At 36.6% G+C, this 20,220-nt stretch carries 18 protein-coding genes; 5 read left to right on the top strand and 13 right to left on the bottom strand.

Features of this window, described 5'->3' with window-relative positions:
- Positions 1–96 precede the first annotated feature (96 nt).
- A complete protein-coding gene (locus MM213_RS03865) occupies positions 97–1,740 on the top strand; it encodes a sodium/sugar symporter (protein WP_241410187.1) in 1,644 nt (547 codons plus the stop codon).
- 272 nt (positions 1,741–2,012) lie between these two features.
- The gene (locus tag MM213_RS03870) at positions 2,013–3,542 is read left to right on the top strand and encodes a GH3 family acyl-acid amido synthetase (RefSeq protein WP_241410188.1); all 1,530 of its coding nucleotides are present in this window, start codon (positions 2,013–2,015) and stop codon (positions 3,540–3,542) included.
- 8 nt (positions 3,543–3,550) lie between these two features.
- On the opposite strand, the gene MM213_RS03875 is transcribed toward MM213_RS03870, so the two are convergent.
- The gene (locus MM213_RS03875) at positions 3,551–4,123 is read right to left on the bottom strand and encodes a hypothetical protein (protein WP_241410189.1); all 573 of its coding nucleotides are present in this window, start codon (positions 4,121–4,123) and stop codon (positions 3,551–3,553) included.
- Positions 4,124–4,258: 135 nt separating this feature from the next.
- Positions 4,259–5,329 (bottom strand): endonuclease/exonuclease/phosphatase family protein, encoded by a 1,071-nt coding sequence (locus tag MM213_RS03880; protein ID WP_241410190.1) that lies wholly within the window; start codon positions 5,327–5,329, stop codon positions 4,259–4,261.
- A gap of 114 nt (positions 5,330–5,443) precedes the next feature.
- Here MM213_RS03880 and MM213_RS03885 point away from each other — a divergent pair, with 114 nt between their 5' ends.
- Positions 5,444–6,319, top strand: coding sequence for a 3-keto-disaccharide hydrolase (locus MM213_RS03885; RefSeq protein WP_241410191.1), 876 nt, complete (start codon positions 5,444–5,446; stop codon positions 6,317–6,319).
- A 23-nt stretch (positions 6,320–6,342) separates the two neighbouring features.
- Here MM213_RS03885 and MM213_RS03890 read toward each other — a convergent pair whose 3' ends face one another.
- A complete protein-coding gene (locus tag MM213_RS03890) occupies positions 6,343–6,660 on the bottom strand; it encodes a HesB/IscA family protein (protein ID WP_241410192.1) in 318 nt (105 codons plus the stop codon).
- Between the two features lie 352 nt (positions 6,661–7,012).
- On the opposite strand from MM213_RS03890, the gene MM213_RS03895 reads away from it, so the two are divergent.
- Both MM213_RS03895 and MM213_RS03900 read left to right on the top strand, forming a co-directional pair.
- Positions 7,013–8,185, top strand: a complete 1,173-nt coding sequence (locus MM213_RS03895; RefSeq protein ID WP_241410193.1) for a pyridoxal phosphate-dependent aminotransferase — start codon at positions 7,013–7,015, stop codon at positions 8,183–8,185.
- Between the two features lie 13 nt (positions 8,186–8,198).
- A complete protein-coding gene (locus tag MM213_RS03900; protein WP_241410194.1) occupies positions 8,199–9,335 on the top strand; it encodes an AEC family transporter in 1,137 nt (378 codons plus the stop codon).
- A 234-nt stretch (positions 9,336–9,569) separates the two neighbouring features.
- Here MM213_RS03900 and MM213_RS03905 read toward each other — a convergent pair whose 3' ends face one another.
- From MM213_RS03905 to MM213_RS03950, 10 genes are all read right to left on the bottom strand, one after another.
- A complete protein-coding gene (locus MM213_RS03905; protein WP_241410195.1) occupies positions 9,570–10,922 on the bottom strand; it encodes a hypothetical protein in 1,353 nt (450 codons plus the stop codon).
- Positions 10,923–11,199: 277 nt separating this feature from the next.
- On the bottom strand, positions 11,200–12,600 hold the full coding sequence (locus MM213_RS03910) for an NAD(P)(+) transhydrogenase (Re/Si-specific) subunit beta (RefSeq protein ID WP_241410196.1): 1,401 nt from the start codon (positions 12,598–12,600) through the stop codon (positions 11,200–11,202).
- The gene (locus MM213_RS03915; protein WP_241273647.1) at positions 12,597–12,914 is read right to left on the bottom strand and encodes an NAD(P) transhydrogenase subunit alpha part 2; all 318 of its coding nucleotides are present in this window, start codon (positions 12,912–12,914) and stop codon (positions 12,597–12,599) included. The genes MM213_RS03910 and MM213_RS03915 overlap by 4 nt, the downstream gene beginning before the upstream one ends.
- 2 nt (positions 12,915–12,916) lie before the next feature.
- Positions 12,917–14,041, bottom strand: a complete 1,125-nt coding sequence (locus MM213_RS03920) for a Re/Si-specific NAD(P)(+) transhydrogenase subunit alpha (RefSeq protein ID WP_241410197.1) — start codon at positions 14,039–14,041, stop codon at positions 12,917–12,919.
- A 457-nt stretch (positions 14,042–14,498) separates the two neighbouring features.
- Entirely contained in the window at positions 14,499–15,689 is a 1,191-nt protein-coding gene (locus MM213_RS03925) for a hypothetical protein (RefSeq protein ID WP_241410198.1), read from the bottom strand.
- A gap of 8 nt (positions 15,690–15,697) precedes the next feature.
- Positions 15,698–16,513, bottom strand: coding sequence for a type 1 glutamine amidotransferase (locus MM213_RS03930; protein ID WP_241410199.1), 816 nt, complete (start codon positions 16,511–16,513; stop codon positions 15,698–15,700).
- Positions 16,514–16,562: 49 nt separating this feature from the next.
- Positions 16,563–17,669: a carboxylate-amine ligase gene (locus MM213_RS03935; protein WP_241410200.1), complete on the bottom strand. Its 1,107-nt coding sequence runs from the start codon at positions 17,667–17,669 to the stop codon at positions 16,563–16,565.
- Between the two features lie 115 nt (positions 17,670–17,784).
- On the bottom strand, positions 17,785–18,741 hold the full coding sequence (locus MM213_RS03940) for an ATP-grasp domain-containing protein (RefSeq protein ID WP_241410201.1): 957 nt from the start codon (positions 18,739–18,741) through the stop codon (positions 17,785–17,787).
- Between the two features lie 14 nt (positions 18,742–18,755).
- Positions 18,756–19,469: an esterase family protein gene (locus MM213_RS03945; RefSeq protein ID WP_241410202.1), complete on the bottom strand. Its 714-nt coding sequence runs from the start codon at positions 19,467–19,469 to the stop codon at positions 18,756–18,758.
- A 543-nt stretch (positions 19,470–20,012) separates the two neighbouring features.
- The coding region (locus MM213_RS03950; RefSeq protein ID WP_241410203.1) for a transposase domain-containing protein at positions 20,013–20,220 on the bottom strand (208 nt) is incomplete at its 5' end.

Raw genomic sequence — 20,220 nt, forward strand, 5'->3', positions numbered from 1 at the left:
AATACATTTATTGAAATTACATAAAATACTAACATGAAAAACCTATATTTGAAATTCACAAACCAAAATTAAACCCCATATAATCAATCTCAACCTATGTTATTAGAACCTTTAGATCTCATTGTATTCATTGGCTATTGTTGCCTAATTATCGGAATGGGTCTTTTTGTCTCTCGGGAAAAAAAGGGCCATGTTAAAAATTCGCAGGATTATTTCCTTGCTTCCAAAGCTTTACCATGGTGGGCTGTTGGAGCTTCTCTTATCGCTTCCAATATTTCTGCCGAGCAGTTTATAGGAATGTCAGGTTCCGGTTTTGCACTGGGATTAGCCATATCTACTTACGAGTGGATGGCTGCAATCACACTTATAGTTGTAGCGGTTTTCTTTTTGCCAGTTTATATCAAAAAAGGCATTTACACCATGCCGGGATTTCTTTTGGATAGATATGATACTCGTGTAAGGACCACAATGGCCGTGTTTTGGTTGGCTTTGTATGTATTTGTGAATTTGACATCAGTATTATATTTAGGTGCCTTAAGTTTGAATACAATTATGGATGTGCCAATGACATACGGAATCATTGGGTTGGCATTGTTTGCCATGATTTATTCAATTTATGGAGGGCTCAAGGCAGTTGCTTGGACTGATGTAGTTCAAGTTTTCTTTTTGATTGCAGGTGGTTTGGCGACTACTTACATAGCATTGACTATGGTAGGAAGTGGGAGTGCATGGGACGGATTGAGTCTTTTGAGACAGGAAGTGCCAGGGCATTTTTCTATGATACTTTCAAAAGGTGAAATGATGATCCCAGACGGAAAAGGAGGTACAAGAGATGCCTATATGGATTTGCCAGGAATCAGCGTGCTCGTTGGAGGTATGTGGATTACTAATTTGAGTTATTGGGGATTCAACCAATATATTACTCAGCGTGCTCTTGCAGCCAAGAGTTTAGATGAAGCGCAAAAAGGGATGATCTTTGCAGGATTCTTAAAATTGTTAATGCCTTTGATAGTGGTAGTTCCAGGGATAGCTGCTTTGGTAATAGTAAATAACGGTATTGATACAGGTTTTGTTGAGTCTATGAAAGATCCTGTGACAGGAATCATTAAATCTGATAGAGCATATCCTACTTTACTACAATTACTTCCTACAGGCCTGAAAGGTTTGGCGTTTGCAGCACTTACCGCAGCAATTATTTCTTCACTCGCTTCAATGGCAAATAGTACTTCGACAATCTTTACAATGGATATCTATAAGAAGTATTTTGGTCAAAATGCTTCAGAATCTAAGCAGGTAAAAGTGGGTAGGATTACTGCCGTAATAGCATTTGTTATAGCGGCTATCGTTGCACCTGCTTTGGGAGAATTGGATCAAGCATTTCAGTTTATTCAAGAATACACTGGTTTCGTAAGTCCAGGAGTATTTGCAATATTCTTCTTTGGTGTTTTCTGGAAAAAAACCACTTCCAATGCAGCACTTACAGGTGCAGCGCTTAGTATCCCTTTATCAGTTGTATTGAAAGAGTTTTGGCCAACCCTACCATTTTTGGACAGAATGGGGTTAGTTTTCCTCATTTTGTCAGGCTTGATGATTTTGATTAGTTTGGTTGAAGGCAAAGGAAAAGATCATCCAAATAGCATTGATATCAGCGGGGATATTTTCAAAACCACCTTCGGCTTCAAGATTGGTGCATTTATTATAGTTTTGATAACAACAGCTTTATATATTGTTTTCTGGTAAAAATATAAGAATGTATTTGAATTTGTAGTTGTGATGGGATTACCTAGAAAATTAATCCATTCACAATCGTTAAAATTCTAGATAGAATTCAATTATTTTATTCAGTTTTAAATCCTCAAAATTTTCAGATTTTCTGAAAGCTTTGAGGATTTTTATTTTCATGGCTTGAAAGTTGTTTTAACACAAACCTAGTTAATTACCAGTAATACAAACTTTTGAATCTGAGCAATAATATTATTGCTAGGTTTGTTCATATAAAACATTTATTCAGTATGCCAATCATAGGAGAAATTATAAAAAGATCTGTTGAAGCCGTAGACAAGATTTTTACAAATTCAGACCCTAAAGAAGCCCAAGAAAAAGCGTTGGAATCATTGTTGTCCAAAGCAAAAAACACATCTTTTGGTAAGTATTATCAATTTGAAAAGATACTTAAGTCTGAAAATATCAGAGAAGAATTTGCTAAGGAAGTTCCTTATTTTGATTACGATCAACTTCGAGATGAGTGGTGGCAGAAAGTAATAGATGGTGGTGAGGACGTGACTTGGCCAGGTAAAGTCAAATTTTTTGCTGTATCAAGTGGTACTACGAGTACAAAAAAGCACATACCAGTCACAGATGATATGCTTCAGTCAATCAGACGGGCTGGTATGCAACAGATTAAGGGTATTGCAGATTTTGATTTACCTGCAGAATTTTTCGAAAAAGAGATTTTGATGTTTGGTAGTAGTACCAATCTGAAAGAAGTCAATGGACATTTTGAAGGAGAGATCAGTGGGATCAGTGCTAGTCAGATTCCTTTTTGGTTTGAGGGTTTTTATAGACCTGGTAAGGAGATTTCCTCCATAGATGATTGGGATCAGAGAGTTGAAGAACTAGCAAAGGAATCTGCAAACTGGGATATAGGTGCTGTCTCTGGCATCCCTTCTTGGATAGAACTGATGATCAAAAAAGTAATCGAATACAACAAAGCAGAAACAATCCATGATGTATGGCCTAATTTTCAGGTTTATACTTCTGGGGGAGTAGCATTTGAGCCATATAGAAAATCATTTGAAAAACTCTGTGGCAAGGAAATCATTGTGATCGATACTTACTTGGCTTCAGAGGGATATATAGCAACCCAACTTAGGAAAGAAACAGATGCCATGGCTTTGATTACAGACAATGGGATTTATTTTGAATTTGTACCATTTGTTCCCGAGAATATGGCCGAAGATGGAAGTGTGAATCAAGAAGCTAAGTCAGTCAGAATTGAAGATGTTGAAGAGGGGGTGGATTATGTTTTGCTTATTAGCACAGTTTCTGGGGCTTGGCGATATATGATTGGTGATACTGTTGCATTTACAGACAAGGAAAGAGGCGAAATAAAGATAACAGGAAGGACGAAGCATTTTCTCAATGTTGTTGGTTCACAACTTTCAGTAATCCAGATGAATAATGCTATGGAACAGATAAGTGATGAATTTAACTGTCAAATTAAAGAATTCACAGTAGCTGCTGTTTTGGAAGAAGGTGATTACCTTCATAGATGGTATCTTGGAATAGAAGGGGAGACTAAGGGTAACGAAAAAGATTTTGCTGAGCGATTGGATAGTGTCTTGCAGGAAAATAACAAGAACTACAAAGTTGCTAGAGGAAAGGCTCTGAAAAATGTTGAAGTGAAGCTTATCTCTGACGAGATGTTTAGAAAGTGGACTGAAGAAACCAAACAAAAAGGTGGCCAGGTAAAGATCCCAAGGGTTATGAAAGAAAATGATTTCAGAGAATGGGAAGAATACGTTTCCAAAACCAAATTGTAATTACTGAATCAATCCTTGAGTGATTTGTTCTCCATCAAGTACATAATTTCCTCAGGGGGTAAATAAAGTTTATTGATCTTTTGAATATACTTTTCTGGCATTCCTGCTTGATGTAGAATAAAATCCTTTGTGGCTAAAATATAGTCACCTAGTCCGTGATTTACTGCATATGTATCGGCTACTCTTTCTGCTGATATGATGAAGCTTTTCGAAGTGAGATAGCCTATTCCAAAAAGAATCATAGACCAATTACTCCTATTCAAATAATCCATGATATGGCCAAGCTCATGACCTATCCATCCTATGAGGACGTTTTTAGGGAGCATATGAATTGGAGTTATTTCACCTTTTAAAGCAAAGAACCTACTAATTTTGATGACGTAGGTTCTTTTTTTTCTTGATCCAAACATTGTGCTGAATTTGGGTTGAGCTTGCATTACAGATTTTCTGATATTTTCGCTTAACTTAAATTCAATAGTGATATCGGCCAGGTCTGGATAGAAATCAAGTGCATTTATGATGACAACTTTCAGCTCACTTGGAATACTGTTTTGGATGTATTTGGTTTCTGTTAATTTCATATTCAATGGTACATTTTTGATGAATATAGATCAAAATTAAACTCATTGTTAATTGGATCTTTTGAAAAATTAAATGCTTGGGTTTTGATTGTTTGTATCTAAACAAAAATGATGTTTTTTTAACTCTTCATAGGCCTATTCATCTTGCGGTATTTTACGTAAAGGTTTCTCCCAATCAAATGTAGCTGAAATAGGATAGTGATCAGAATAATCAACTTCACGGTGAGTCTTAAAACGCACAACCTGAAGAATATCATCATAGAAGATGTTGTCAATTCTCAAGAAAAAGAGAACTTTGTTATATGTAAAACCAAACCCTCTTCCTGCATTTTCGAAAGCATTTTCCATTATTTTTCTCAAAGAGAAATAGGTGTAACTATATGGGACATCATTGAAATCCCCAACAAGGATATTGGCATATGGACTATTGCTCATGTGTTCTTTTAGGATTTCAATTTGAGAAGCTCTCACCAATTGACCGCGTTTTAGTTTTCCCAAAGTTTCCCTATAGTTTTCCTTGATTCCATCTAGGTTACTCAATCCTTCTGAAGAAATACTCATTGACTCTAAGTGGGCATTATATATTCTGATGGTGTCTTTATCAACTTTTATATCAGCGAAGATTACTCCATTATTGCTTTTAGTGTCAAATACTCGCCCTTCATTAATGATAGGATGTTTGCTGAAAATAACCATTCCATAAGAGCGCTTCGTTGGGTTCCCAACGATTTCCTGATATGAGTACTCATAACCGCTATCTGTGCCTATTGCTTTAATGGCATTTTGTGAAGGAGTAGTAAAATCTTGATAAAACTCTTGAAAGCACTTTATGTCAGATGGATTATCTTTTAGCCACTTTATAATATTTTTTGTCACCGTATTGTGATCTTCACCAATTTTTGTGTATCTCAATAAATGCACATTATAACTCAAAACAGAAAGTCCTTGAGGATTTTCTGGTCGTGGATTAAATTGTAGTGTAACTCCAACAAACTTCCATCCAAAAATCAACGCTATTAGAGGTAAAAGGGCAAGTCTTCTTTTTGCTAGTGTTAAAAGTATTAATATCAGTATGTTGATAATTATCAATGGTGGAATTAAAAGTGTTAATAAACCTGCGTAAGGGAAAAACTCTGGCGAAATGTAAACACTGAAAAATAAAATAAGCGAGAAGCAGAATATAGTGCCAGTTAGAATTCGCAACATGAGTTTTTTTTAAAATCGAAATTATGTCTTTAACTTGTTCTTTGCAAGTTTTTAGTTTTCTTTAGCCTTGTTATTGTTACATTTACTTATCAAACCACAACAAATAAATTTATTATGATCAAGAAAAACTTAACTTTATTATTGTCAATGGCAGCTTTTTTTTATGCATGTAGCCCATCCAGCAATAATGAAACCGAAGATTCCCAACAAGAAAATGAAAGTAAGATCTCAGATGGATGGATTCAGCTATTCAATGGAGAAGATTTGAATGATTGGGTTGTAAAAATTTCCAAACATGAGCTCAATGATAATTTTGCGAATACATTTAGGGTAGAAGATGGTTTGATGAAAGTTCGTTATGATGAATATGATCAATTTGATAAACAATATGGACATATTTTTTACAAAAATCCTTTTTCATATTATCTGTTGAGAGTAGAATATAGATTTGTGGGAGAGCAAGCAGAAGGGGGAGAAGGTTGGGCTACAAGGAATAGTGGTGCAATGCTACATTCCCAAGATCCTGCAACAATGATGGTTGATCAAGATTTCCCAATATCCATTGAAGGACAAATGCTTGGGGGAGATGGAGAAAATCCAAGACCAACAAGTAATCTTTGTACTCCGGGTACAAATGTAGTTATCGATGGGGAGTTGTTTACGCCACATTGTGTTACAGCTAATTCCAAGACTTATCATGGCGAACAATGGGTGACAGCTGAGTTTTTGGTTTTGGGAGATTCTGTAGTTCACCATATTTTGGAAGGTGAAAAAGTATTGACTTACTACAGCCCACAGATTGGCGGTGATAATGTCAACCCTTTTGATCCAGAAGTAAAGGTTGATGGGAAGCCACTAAAATCTGGCTACATCTCATTACAGAGTGAAAGTCACCCCATTGACTTTAGAAAAGTTGAGCTTTTTGATTTAGCACCGTATTCTGAAAGCAAAGAAATGCTTCAAAAAGCAATTGATAAGATCATGAAGTAAAAAATATGATGCGGGGTAGGGAGCTACCCTGCATCATGTCTTTTGGGGATATCAGGGTTGACGAAAGTAAAGCCTCTTGCTTCATTCCCTTCATAGAAGTCAATCTGCATCCCCATCAAAAACATTATATGCTTTTTTTCGATCAATACAGGAATTTGATTTATAGTGAATTGCTGATCGCCATCTTTAAGTTTGTCAAATCCTAAAGCATAAGACATTCCTCCGCATCCACCACCTTTGACCCCCACGCGAAGTGAATAGTCTGTAGGGATATTTTTATTAGACATGATATTTTTTATCTCGTCTTGTGCCTTTTCTGTAATGGTAACTGGTATGATCATGTTTTATAAATAGAAATTTTAGGCTTTGGGTTCATTTTTTAACTCCAAAAGTAATTAAATCATATCACTTTCAATAAATGCCTTGTAAATTATCCTTGGTTTTTCAAGAGGTTAGTGTTTTCAGAGATCTTTGGTTTGAAAATTACACCAATTGGTAAAAAAAATACACTTTAATTAAAATAATGGTTTTAATATTAACTTATATTATTTAGATTAACAGAAAATTTAGAGATATAGGTTAAAAAATATACTTATAAATTAAATTTTGTCGCCCAAATAACCTTTTTGTATAACAATTTTAGCTGTTGCTTATTGTTATTTGACCTTTACTGTAATTTTAACACCCATTTATATGAATAAGTCAATCAATAGAAGAAATTGGATTAAGTCCTCACTCTTAGGTCTAGGAGCCTTGACAGTGAGCCCTGCAATTGCGCTCAGCAGAAGAGAATCAGGTCTTCATGTTTACCAACCAGAAAGTGCCCTTAAAGAATATATACCCACTTATAATTACGATGAGTCTAGAATGATAGCTAGGCTTTCTGCAAATGAAAATCCTTATGGTCCTTCCCCAAMAGTAATTCAGGCAATAACAGAATCTATTAGCTCTGGAAATAGATATGGTCATCAAGATGCTTCGACATTGATAAGCATGATAGCCGAGAAAGAAGGAGTAAGCAAAGATCATATTATGCTTGGTCCAGGTTCTTCGGATTTGTTGGAGAAGACAGCCTTTGTCTCTTTTAGCAATGGAGGGAATATTGTGTCAGCAGATCCTGCTTACATGTCTATCATCAGCACAGCAAGATCTTTGGGAGCTACTTGGAAACCAGTCGCATTGACCAAAGATTATGCACATGACTTGGATGAAATGGCAAAGGCTGTGGATTCAGAAACCAAATTAGTCTATGTATGTAATCCAAACAATCCAACTGGCTCGATTACAGATCCAGTGAAGTTGAAATCTTTCTGTTCTTCTGTTTCAGAAAGTACACCTGTGTTTGTAGATGAAGCATATTTAGAATTTTTGGACATGCCAGAATCAAATACAATGGTTGGTTTGGTTGCAGAAGGAAAGGATGTGATTGTAGCAAGGACTTTCTCAAAAATCCATGGTATGGCAGGTTTGAGAATCGGCTACATAGTTGCTCAGCCTGAAAGAATCAAGTCTATCACCAACAAAGTAAGAAGCACTATGGGGCTTTGCGTCACTTCGCTCAGAGGAGCTATAGTAAGTATGCAAGATCAGCAGTTTTTGGAAGATTGCAGAAAAAAGAATGCTGAATGTAGGGATTTTGTCAATACTGAGATTTCTGCTTTAGGCTATGATGTTATTCCTTCCCAGACCAGTTTTCTAATATTCCCTATTGCAATGGAGGGACAGGAATTCATGAAAAGTATGTATGATGCCGGGGTAGGAATCAGGGTGTTTAGTATAGACGATAAACCTTGGTGTAGGGTAAGTATGGGAACTCGTGAGGAAATGGAGTATTTCGTAGATACCTTCAAAAAAGTGACGGTTTAAAAACATAGTTTCAATGAGTATCGCATTACAAAAGACATTGTCATTAATTTTACTGATAATACTTGGATTGTTTTTGAAAAGGAAATTTGTCACCCCTGATCAAAATAAAGGTATCAAAACCATTATCTTAGATATTGCTCTGCCCGCAATGATTTTTGTGGCACTGTTGAAAATAGAGGTAAATCCAGATTTATTGATATTACCTGTTTTGGCCTTGGTATTCAATATCATCTTACTTCTCTTTACCAGATATGCCATGCCTGTTTTTGGAATCGAAAACAACTCTGCTTCTATGAGGACATTGATGCTTTTGATTCCTTCTCTAGCACCAGGGTTGACTTGTTTTCCATTTGTTGTTGAATACTTGGGTGATGACGTATTGGCTTGGGCGGCATTATCAGATATTGGAAACAAAGTGTTTGTTCTGATCGCAGCATATATGCTGGCTATGTCTTGGTTTTACAAAAATCATCAGTTGAAATCCAGGTCAAATGTTCAAAAGATCAAAGAATTGTTAGTTTCTATGATCAAAGAACCAATTAATTTGGTCATTATTACGGCCATCATTTTGTTGAGTGTCGGAATTAATCTTGATACAATGCCCGTATTTCTAAGTGATGCAATTCTGATGATGAAAAATATGATGACACCGTTGGTTTTGCTTTTCATCGGGATTGCTGTTGTATTCAAATGGGCACAGTTGAGGATGATTACTGCACTTTTGGTCTTTAGGGCAGGATTTATCTTTATGTTGAGTGGGATATTCGTGTTGTTGGTTCCTCTTCCAAATGAAGCAGCGATACTATTGGCAGTAGTATTTCCACAGAGTGCTGTAAGTTTTTGGCCGTTTGCACATATGTCTTCTGTTAGGTCACTAGAGTTAAAAAATAAAGATTTGGAAAAAAGGCCTACTTTTGACTTAGAGCTTGGTATCAATGTCCTAGCTGTGTCTATGCCATTCAGTACATTGCTAATTTTGGGAGTTTTTACCTCTGGTACATACTTTACGAATCCATATCATATTCTTTTGTTTGGTGCCATCATGCTGAGCTTGGCTATGATACCAAAAATTATCCAATTGTTAAAAAACACAGAAATAGGTATTGATTCACTTACTGAAAAGAAATTAGACGACAGCAGAGTTGAATAGTCAAGGAAATTTAAGAATAGTGGTTTACAAGGTTTGATAGCAAATAAGCCTCCGCATATTGTGGAGGCTTATTTTATGTTTGCAGAAATTTAATTTTAAGTTGTAATCAACGTTTTTTAGTATAAACTAACGATTTTCTATTGCACGCTTTAAAACTTTCTACAATTTGAATCCTTTAGTTTCAGTTGATGCTTCAGTTTGTTTTTACTTAAATGATATTAGTAAATCAAACTACTAATTGATTCTCCCGAAACCCCAGCTCAAACCCAAATGGAAATCTGCTTGTTTGGATTCAGAAGTAAAGCCTGTCAATATAGAGTTGCTACCGACGAAAAATCCGCCAAATCTCAAACCTAAACCTCCATTGATTCCAGCAATTTCAGTCTTTGACCAAGGAGAATAAACCTCAAATTTACCTAAAACAAGCCTAGGTGTCAGTACAAAAATGTTTTGGGATGTAAGCTGACGGTTTGAATTGTCATCACCAAATCTTTGTTGAAGAAAAGCACTTGCATGAAAGCTTCCGATGATTTTCATTTCTGCATATGCTGAGATTACAGATGGTAAACTTGTTTTGATACCATCTCTCTCTGATTCTCTCGTAAAAAATCCACTTGCCAATATCTGTGATTCTATTTCTTCAAGGTTTCCAGATAGTTGATCTAACCTGAAAAATTCTCCTTCTTCAATCTTCATTCGGTAGGTATTGTTCACTTGACCTTGCCCAAAGGTCATGCTGCCAAGATTTCTTATGGATAATCCTGTATTGAGCCTTGTTTGGCCATTATTGTCTTTCAATTGATAGTTGCCTCCAAAATCAAAACCAAAACCATTTATTTTTCCAAAGTTTAAACCATTTGAGCCAAGGTTAAAGTTACTGCCATTGAAGTCAGATTCAGAGTAGCTTAAGTTCAAAGTCCCTTCTGATTTAGTAAGACTTACTTCAAAATCATCTTGGATAATCACAGCTCTTAGTTTATCCATTCCGAAGTTGGCATATGTTCCAGGGAAAAGAAGTTTTACACTGATACCTGCAGAGAATTTATGCCTGTCATTTTCAAAGATTTCCCTTCCTAGAGTAAAGCCCATTTCTGCCCAGCCTGAAGCATTTACCCTTTGATTGTACTCACTTGTAATGGAGGTGATACTACTTCTGTTTTCAAATTCAATATCTAAAATAGATGTTCCAAGTGTAGGATCTAAATCTACGATATCAGCTTTTGCAAAGGCTTGGGTAGTAAAACCAAACGCCCATTTTCCTGATTTGAAACCTATGGATGGACCGAGTACAGATACTTCAGTTCTCATATTGACAGGTCCATTTGCTCTTAGGAAAGCTACGTCAATCACATCATCTCCAAAATCAATGATATCCCCAAAAGAGATTATATTGTTACTTAAAGCTCCATTTATAGAAAAGAAATTGACTTCAACTTTCTTATTCAAATTATTGATTTCTGCAGGATTCATTGTACTGCTAATCATTCCTTTTCTTGGACTATTTTGAATTCCAATAAAAGGAGTTTGGGCAAAAGTCACTATGCTTAACCCAAACAAAATGTATAGCGTAAGTAGTTGTTTTTTCATCTAATAGTATTTGACTTTAGAGTATAATTAACTTTATGCAGTAAAAATAAATAAAAAAGGAAGACATTCACTTGCCTTCCTTATTTTAATCATTAATTATTTGTTGTGAGTTCTGATAAATTATACCAAAACCCAATATAATTATCATATTGAGCCTAGACCTAGAATCACTTATTAGGCAGCAATGTGATTTTAAATCAATTTAAATTTAGTGTTTTGCTGTTTAAATACTTTTTGATGTGTACTCAATCTTCCAATCTTAATATCACTCAATCTTCTAAACCTCTTTCACCTCAGCTGTCAGCTTTTGTAATGAATCTTTTGCATCTCCAAAAAGCATTCTTGTTTTTGGATAGAAGAACAATTCATTTTCAATGCCCGCATATCCAGCACTCATTCCTCTTTTTAGAATGATGACATTTTTGGCTTGATCTACTTCCAAAATCGGCATTCCATAAATAGGGGAGGATGGGTCCTTTTTAGCAGCTGGGTTGACGACATCATTTGCGCCAATTACAACTACTACATCTGTGTTTGCCATTCTTGGGTTGATTTCTTCCATTTCCTGCATCCTTTCATAAGGCACGTCAGCCTCAGCCAAAAGTACATTCATATGTCCTGGCATTCTTCCAGCTACAGGGTGGATTGCATAATTGACTGTAACCCCTTTTTCTTCAAGCAATTGTTCCAATTCATGGCAAATGTGCTGAGCCTGGGCTACTGCCAAACCATAGCCTGGTACAATGACCACGTTTTGGGAATAGGAAAGTAAAACGGCTGTATCTGAAATGCTGATTTCTTTGGCAGTTTGTTCTCCAACTTCCCCTTTGGCACCTGATGCTTTTGTTCCTCCAAATGCTCCTAGAAGTACATTCGTCAACGACCTGTTCATTGCTTTACACATCAGGATCGTAAGGATAGTTCCTGCCGAGCCAACCAAAATACCCCCTGTAAGCATCGCTTTGTTTCCATAAAGAAATCCGCCAAAGGCTGCTGCGACACCTGTAAAGGAGTTGAGCAATGAAATTACAACTGGCATATCTGCTCCACCAATTGGCATTACAAACAGAACCCCGTAAACCAAGGCAACTACCAAAAGAACATAAAAGATAGTGGAATCTCCATAACCCAGCATTTGATATACTGTCAGTGCGACAATTGTGAAAAGCATGATCATATTGATCAATTGATTCATCGGGAGCACTTTATCTTTGATTTTTCCTTCCAATTTGCCATAGGCTATCATAGAACCTGAGAAAGAAACCGATCCGATGATCAAGCCTAATAGCATCACTAGGAACTCTCCGTCAAAACTACTTCCAGTTCCCACTTCATGGTTTTGGAATTCTATAATTGCAATCAATGCAGCGCAAGCCCCACCCATACCATTGAAGAAAGAAACCATCTGTGGCATGGCCGTCATTTGTACTTTTTTTGCCATCATGGTTCCGATTATCGTTCCAACTAACAAACCCAAAGCGATCAATCCATAATTGATCAATTTAGAATTATCAAATGGCTGATAAATGGAAATGGTAGCAATCACAGCAATCAGCATTCCCACAGCTGCAATCAAATTCCCCTTTCTAGCTGACTCAGGATGACTGAGCATTTTTAACCCAATTACAAAGGTTAATGAGGCAATCAGATATATGATTTCAAGTATATTTATACTCATGATTTTTTCGGTTTTTTCTTAAACATCTCCAACATTCTGTCTGTCACCACAAATCCACCTACCACATTCAAAGTCCCCATGACAACTGCCAAAAAGCCAACGATCAAAGAAGGATAATTGTCAGGGGCGGCGTGCAACATGACGATGATTGCACCGACCACTACGACACCATGAATGGCATTTGCACCCGACATCAAAGGTGTGTGGAGGATTGCCGGGACATTAGAAATCACTTCTACTCCTAGTAAAATAGCGAGAATCAGGAAATAGATCATTTCCATATTTTCTCCAATAAAATTCAATGATTCTTCCATTTCTATTTTGTTAACATTTCAGAGATTCGGGAATTTACAGCTTCACCAGCATGACATACACATGTTCCCTTTACAATGTCATCTTCGAAGTTGAGGTTGATTTCACCATTGTTGATGATTAGTTTCAGGAAATTGAGGTAGTTTTTGCCATACATTTTACTGGCGTCCTGAGGTAATTCAGAAGCAATATTTCCAACTCCAATTATTCTGACTCCATTTACTTCTATGGTTTTGTCTGCTTGTGTTAATGCACAATTTCCTCCAGAAGAAGCTGCAAGATCTACGATTACGGATCCTGGTTTCATGGCTAATACTGTTCGTTCTTCGACTAGAAGAGGGGCTTTTCTACCTGGAATCTGAGCAGTAGTGATGATAACATCGGATTTGGCTGCGTATTCATGGATGGTGTCCTTTTGCTTTTGGATAAACTCAGGTGTTTGTTCTACAGCATAACCGCCAGCAGCTTTATCTTCTTTGGCACCCTCTACATCTACGAACTTTGCTCCGAGGGAGAGGACTTCCTCTTTGGCGGCTTGTCTGACATCGAATGCAGAAACTGAGCCTCCAAGTCTCTTAGCGGTAGCGATGGCCTGCAATCCAGCTACTCCGGCTCCCAAGATCAGTACTTTGGCAGGTGTAATACTTCCTGCGGCGGTCATAAACATTGGGAAAAAGCGGGGCAAACTGCTAGCTGCTAATAGCACGGCTTTATATCCCGTTACTGTGGCCATGGAGGAAAGCACATCCATACTTTGAGCTCTTGTGGTTCTAGGGACAAGTTCCATACTGAATGCTGTCCTTTTTTCTTTGATAAGAAATTTGGTTAAATCAGGATTGAAAAGCGCACCCATTTGCCCCAATAGAACAGATTCTGGTTTCATTTTTAAAATTTCTTCCTGAATAAGGGGCTGTATACCGCAAATCATGTCAGATTCAGTAAGGACTTCCTCTCTTGATTTGATGGAAGCGCCTATTGCTTCATAGGAAGCATTGTCAGCAAATGCAGAAAGTCCTGCGTCTGATTCAATTATGACATGTGTTCCCCAAGAAATAAGGGTTTTGACAGCCTCCGGAAGCAAAGCGACTCTAGCTTCTTCTTGCGGCTCTTTTAATATTCCTATTGTCATGTGTGAAAATGGTGTTGAGAAAATTCTATTCAAATGCCTGATAAAGACAAATTTTATTTTTTTTAATAACGAAAGTTGAAGATTGAACTTTCATTTCTTAAAGCTATTAAAAAGAAAAAGAAATAAAAGTCAATTCATTACAAAAAGACTGTATAAATCCCATTTTTTGGTTAAAAAAATGGAAATAAAAATATCTTTGAAAATTTTATTTTGTACAAATGATTTTTCCCATGATTGGAAGTGACCTTTATTGGTTTTCTTGATGTTTACTAAGTAATTACATATAAACACTTCTCTTACTTTTCCCTCCAAAAGCACCACAGTTCATATTCTTTTAAGGTTTTTGTAAATTGTTGGCTGATAAGTATTCGCAATTCAATAAATACTTTTCTTACCCAAAGTGCAAAATAGCATACACTCGTAGGCTATTTTTATCGAAGATGTTACAGATAAAATACTAATTCTCAAACAACCCAATCGTCCCACCAACCCAATCTTTATCTTTATTGAATTTTACGCCTATCATTTCTCCTCTACTCAATCTAACCAGATTTGCCATAAAAGTAGGTTCTGGATCTTTTTCTGGCCAAACCAAAAGCATCCTGACTTCTGCCTTCACTTTTGCATCTGGGGCTTGAAGGACAGGGACGTAGTTTACTTTTTTCTGTAAGATATATAGGTCTTTTTCTTTGACGGCTTCGATGTCTGATTTTTGGACATGGAAGATGACTCCACTTCCAGAAAATGAAAAGAGTGGCTTCAATACATAATTTTCCAAATCTTCCGGAATTGACTCCAATTCGCTTAAAAGTGTAGAATCAATGAAATATGGGCCTTTTAGATAAGGAAGGATGTATTTGCTGATTCTAAAAAACCAATTTGGATGTCCTGCCCATTCCACTTCCAAGTCTTCCTTGAAGTCAAAATCCAATTTTAAATCTGTCCGTAAGTCCAATTCATCAAAAATAACTCTGTTGTAAATACGGTGAATCTGATTTTCCCGTCCTTCTTTATCCTTGTAATAGAGTTTCTTTCCTTTTTTGATAATATCGGTAACACAAATAGTCGGAATAGAAATGTCTCTGCTACAATAATAGAAATCTATCTTCGTATTTTGCTTTTCAGGCTCGATTTCTAGGAGAATGACATTTTTCGGGTCATGACCACTAAGGATAACCTCACGTAGTTTTTCTAAATAGGATTTCGAACTCAGACCGTTGAAATATGGGCTGAGTCCTTCCAAAAAGGGATAATGCTTTGTGAATTTTTCGTATAGATTTTGCTGAAAATTGAATACTGATGGAAATCCCTGAACTTCGATGAGTTTCGGTATGATCTCACCATTTTCTTCACAGATTCCAAAATCTACAGCCAAAAATTGCGTATGACTATCTTCGTTTGGTACTTCTGTATTTAAATCTAAGGCACGCTGGGTGCTTTTTTTGAACTCTGGGCTTTTGATAAATTCAACAACCTGATTTGTTCCTTCGATTAGCTGGTTTTTCAGGTTTTCTGAAATGAAAAATGGAGATTCAGCAATACGGAAAGTAGGAAGATAGTTGAAATCACTTGTGATATCTTGAATAAATTCCTGATGTTTTTCTGGACTGAATTCTCTATTGAAAAGCGTTCTATATTGCTGAATCATATTTTTACTTATTGAAAAATCAAAGCTTGTTCTTTTATTTGGTTTATTGCATTATTAAGGAAATTTGGGATGAGTGTTTCATTGGTTTTGTAGATCTTATCTTCATCCATCAAATGTTCAAGCATAGTTCTGTATTTTGCTTTCCCCTTTCTGGAAATGATCTTTTGCTTGATCTCTTCCTTTCTCAAGTGGTTCATAAAGCTAACAGGATCAGCTTCAGGATGGAATTGAGTGCCAACTATTTCAGGGGAAAACCTAATTGCCATCAAAGCTCGTTCATACTCAAGATGGGTTCTGATTTTTTCCAAAGCAATGATTTTCGCTCCCATTTCCTTGAATTTTTTGTGTTTGGGTTGCGTAACTTGATAATCTCTTGAATCTATTGCCCAAAATGGATTGCCAAGATTTTCAAACAATGGATCATAATAGCCAGCCTCTGTTTTGTGAATTGACATTACACCAAATGAGGTTGATTTCCTTTTTGAAAGTGTTGCCAAACCAAAGGCATGCACTGCCATCTGAAATGAATGACAGATCAATAGAAGATGCTTCTTTTTTATGTTGGTTTTATTCCATTCTAGCAGCTCGTGAAGAAAAATGCTGTTTTTCACTTCCCAAACTCCATTTCCCTCAAGAGGATCTCCCGGTCCACCGGTAGAGATATATAGGTCATGATCCTCCAATTTTGGAAGTTCTGATTTTCCCCTTACATCATATACTGTGAATACAAGATCCTGCTCAAACCTCCCAATAATATCCTTAATGCAACGCATGCCCTGATTGGGCTCCCCGTCATACATATCCAATATGGCTACATTAATCATCTTTTGTTTTTATTTTTTTGCAAAGATACGTCGATAAATTAATGCAAACTCAAATCCCCTTGGTAAATTGATCTGTAATGAAATCCACTACACGGTTTAAGTCATTGGTTTCTTCCCAAACTTTCAACTGTTTGTCAGCCCCTGTACCCTCAGCTAAGATTTTGTGCACATGATTGATTTCTTCTCTACTACCCAATTCGTCCACTACATCATCAACAAACTCAAGCAATTCATGCATCAGTTCCTTGTATTCGACTTCTTTGTTTTCACCAAAATCGATCATTTTTCCTTCTATCCCATATCTGGCAGCCCTGAATTTGTTCTCACGGATCAATGCTATCCTGTAGATATTGAAACTTGTGTTGGATAGATTCATTTTGTAAAGCTTGGCTACTACCGCCTGAATCAAAGCGACGATACAAGTGGTCTCTTCGACTGTCAAGCACATGTCACAAATCCTAAATTCAATCGTACTGAAAAAAGGATGCATCCTCAGATCCCACCAGATTTTCTTTGGATTGTCAATACAATTGGTTTTTACCAAAGTTTCTAAGTAACTATCATAAGATTGGACCGAGTCAAAATACTCAGGCAAGCCAGTTCTAGGAAATTTCGCAAAAACCTTTGCTCTATAAGCCTTAAATCCAGTATTTCTTCCTTCCCAAAATGGTGAATTTGCAGACAATGCATAAATATGGGGAAGAAAATAGCAAGCCTGATTCATGATTTTCAGGGCAATATCACGATTTTCTATTCCCACGTGGACATGTAATCCAAAAATCAAATTCCCCCGTGCCGTGTCTTGTAATTCGTTGATAATGTGATGGTAGCGAGGGTCGTCTGTAATCGCTTGTTCTTGCCATCTTGAGAATGGATGAGTTCCTGCTGCTCCAACGATCAGATCTTGCTTTGATGCGAGTTCTACTATTTTGTGCCTCAAAAAAGCTACTTCCTTTTTTGCATCAGCCACATTGTTGCAAATATTTGTACCCACTTCCACCACAGACTGGTGCATTTCAGATTTAACCTGCTCTTTCAGAAAAATCTTTGCCCCTTCCACAATCTTCGACATGTGGGAGCGGAGGTCTCTTGTTACCGGATCTATGATCTGATACTCTTCTTCAACTCCTAGTGTAAAAACAGGTAATTTTTTCATCTGCTTAAAATTTATTGTAAAATGATTTTATCTTTCCAAAAGCTATTGTAGATGCGATCAAAACAATCATTTTCAAATGCATGTCGATGATTGTCTTGATCTTATCAAAATCATACTAAAAACGTTTCGCTGTGCTTACAGCATCTTTCATAAATGTACCCCAAGTAAGGTTGATTTTTCCTGGTTTATGACTCTTTGCATATGCAATAGCCATCTTTGCAGCCTCTTCTACTACCCACTCAAAATTCTCTTGTCCTACTGAATTGATATCAGCATCAGGTGCCGGATTGCCAAAATCTATCGCATAAGGAATACCATCTCTCACTGCAAATTCAACAGTATTGAAATCGTAACCCAAGCCTTTGCAAAGTGTCAATGTGTATTCTTTTACTTTGGCGAGTAATTTTTTGGATACAGGAGGTCCGTCAATTACATAGCGAAGATGATGTGGATTTCTTGGTTCGTACTGCATAATCCTCACAGCTTTACCACCCAAGCAATACACCCTGAAATACTCCGTAAATACGATTTCTTCTTGAAGCATCATGACCAGCTGACCAGTTTCTTGATGTTTTTGGAAAAATTCTTCTTTGTTTTCCAGTCTATAGACATTTTTCCAACCACCACCAGCATAAGGCTTCATATAAGCTGGGAATTTGACATATTCAAATATCCCTTCCCAGTCGAGCGGTAGTGCCAGATTTCTAAAAGACTTTGCAGTAGTATCAGTAGGATGTTGAGCAGATGGCAATATTACGGTATTAGGCAAAGGTACACCCAAGGTGTCAGCAAGCGCATTGTTGAAGAATTTGTCATCTGCAGACCACCAAAAAGGATTGTTGATAACAGCAGTGCCAGTCAGTGCTGCATTTTTCAAATAGGCTCTGTAAAAAGGGACATCTTGAGAAATTCTGTCAATGATGACTGCATATTCAGTTAGTTGATTTTGGATAACCTTATCGATTGTCACGGCTTCAGCAATGATGCCTGTTTCATTTTTTTGATTTACTCTTTCGATAAATGCATGGGGAAAAGTGTCTTCCATGCCAAATAGAATTCCTATCTTTTTCATAAGATTTGTAGTATTTAATTAAATTTTATTCTTGATAAATAATGTGGAAACATCTCTTTCCAAAGAGGCCAATCATGGTTTCTATCTTTTCTTACATCTAGCCAATGCCTGACACCTCTTTGCTCCAAAATATCACTTAGCTTAATATTAGCATCGAAACAGATATCCCAATTTGAAGTACCTAATACAACGTCCATTTTCCATAATTCAGGGTCATGCAGTCCTCCCAAAAATTCCAAAGGTGAATTGAAGAAAATGTCTTCATGATTGTAGCCATACATAAAACTCCTTATGTCAAATGCACCTGACATGGAAAACATATGGCTTACATATCCAGGGTGCCTAAAAGCAAAATTTGCAGCATGGTAACCTCCAAAACTACAGCCTGCCATCACGACCTTTCCAACAGCTGTATTATGTCTGATTTTTTCGACAATCTCGTGGCAAATCATTTTGTCGTAGGCCACATGGTTTTGAATCTTGTCATGGGGATGTATGCCTTTGTTATAAAAACTATTTCTGTCATTACTTTCAGGACAAAAGATCTGAATCAGCCCTTGTTCAAGATACCATCTTGATTTTTCTATCAAGCCCATATCTTTGTTTTCATGATAAGTACCCATGGAAGTAGGGAACAACACAACAGGATATCCAGTATGGCCAAAAACCAACATCTCAACATCTCTATTCAAGTGAGGAGAGTACCATTTAAAATATTCTTCTTTCATAACTTTAGAATCAATTAATCCTAATAATAAGAGTAATTGATCAAAGTCAAAAAGAATATCGGAAATAAATTTCAAATCGATAATTAATTCTGTTTTTTATGAAAAAAATATTATAAAAACTCTAATTCTGAGTATATTAAAGAATCTATAGGGTTTTTACTCCTCCTTAAACCACTCCGCATACATCGGATAGTTTCTACCGGTTCTTTCAATGACTTTTAGGGTCAATATAAATTAGCTAATTGTAATACTAGCAGGATGAAAGGGAGACTATGATTATTTAATGAACTCAAGTAAAATTTGGTTTTTGAAACTAATTTTTATTGCTTTAATACTGCTACTTATAGAAATAATTAATATGATTATCCGCAATTACACCATAAGGTAAATAAAACAATTGGATCAAGCGGATAATCGTCGACGGATGACAGTCGACAGTCGACAGCAGCTGAATTCAAAGTTTGTACCTAATTAAATATGGGTACTGGTTTGAAAGCGGATATTCGTATCCGTCCGAGGAACCCCATCTTGTATGGGATGATTTTATTTAGGTTGGTATTCTTCCCAGTTTGATGGGAGAAGTTGATAAAGGTCTTTTTGCTTGTGGGATTGGATTCTTTCGAACACGTCCTTGAGCCAATCGAACTCGTTGATTTTATTCTTTTTGCAACTTGCCATGAAGGAGTACATAGCCGCTGCCATTTCGGCTGCCTGATGGGATCCGGCAAAAAGATAAGCTTTTCTACCTACC

The organism is Belliella alkalica, from assembly GCF_022549785.1.
Classification (GTDB): Bacteria; Bacteroidota; Bacteroidia; order Cytophagales; family Cyclobacteriaceae; genus Belliella; species Belliella alkalica.

What these genes read in the sequence shown, in the direction of transcription:
- MM213_RS03925 (WP_241410198.1), bottom strand. Translation starts at nt 15,689, where the DNA reads ATGATTCAGCAATATAGAACGCTTTTCAATAGAGAATTCAGTCCAGAA.
- MM213_RS03940 (WP_241410201.1), bottom strand. Translation starts at nt 18,741, where the DNA reads ATGAAAAAGATAGGAATTCTATTTGGCATGGAAGACACTTTTCCCCAT.
- MM213_RS03870 (WP_241410188.1), top strand. Translation starts at nt 2,013, where the DNA reads ATGCCAATCATAGGAGAAATTATAAAAAGATCTGTTGAAGCCGTAGAC.
- MM213_RS03865 (WP_241410187.1), top strand. Translation starts at nt 97, where the DNA reads ATGTTATTAGAACCTTTAGATCTCATTGTATTCATTGGCTATTGTTGC.
- MM213_RS03875 (WP_241410189.1), bottom strand. Translation starts at nt 4,123, where the DNA reads ATGAAATTAACAGAAACCAAATACATCCAAAACAGTATTCCAAGTGAG.
- MM213_RS03905 (WP_241410195.1), bottom strand. Translation starts at nt 10,922, where the DNA reads ATGAAAAAACAACTACTTACGCTATACATTTTGTTTGGGTTAAGCATA.
- MM213_RS03890 (WP_241410192.1), bottom strand. Translation starts at nt 6,660, where the DNA reads ATGATCATACCAGTTACCATTACAGAAAAGGCACAAGACGAGATAAAA.
- MM213_RS03935 (WP_241410200.1), bottom strand. Translation starts at nt 17,669, where the DNA reads ATGAAAAAATTACCTGTTTTTACACTAGGAGTTGAAGAAGAGTATCAG.
- MM213_RS03930 (WP_241410199.1), bottom strand. Translation starts at nt 16,513, where the DNA reads ATGATTAATGTAGCCATATTGGATATGTATGACGGGGAGCCCAATCAG.
- MM213_RS03910 (WP_241410196.1), bottom strand. Translation starts at nt 12,600, where the DNA reads ATGAGTATAAATATACTTGAAATCATATATCTGATTGCCTCATTAACC.
- MM213_RS03900 (WP_241410194.1), top strand. Translation starts at nt 8,199, where the DNA reads ATGAGTATCGCATTACAAAAGACATTGTCATTAATTTTACTGATAATA.
- MM213_RS03880 (WP_241410190.1), bottom strand. Translation starts at nt 5,329, where the DNA reads ATGTTGCGAATTCTAACTGGCACTATATTCTGCTTCTCGCTTATTTTA.
- MM213_RS03915 (WP_241273647.1), bottom strand. Translation starts at nt 12,914, where the DNA reads ATGGAAGAATCATTGAATTTTATTGGAGAAAATATGGAAATGATCTAT.
- MM213_RS03920 (WP_241410197.1), bottom strand. Translation starts at nt 14,041, where the DNA reads ATGACAATAGGAATATTAAAAGAGCCGCAAGAAGAAGCTAGAGTCGCT.
- MM213_RS03945 (WP_241410202.1), bottom strand. Translation starts at nt 19,469, where the DNA reads ATGAAAGAAGAATATTTTAAATGGTACTCTCCTCACTTGAATAGAGAT.
- MM213_RS03885 (WP_241410191.1), top strand. Translation starts at nt 5,444, where the DNA reads ATGATCAAGAAAAACTTAACTTTATTATTGTCAATGGCAGCTTTTTTT.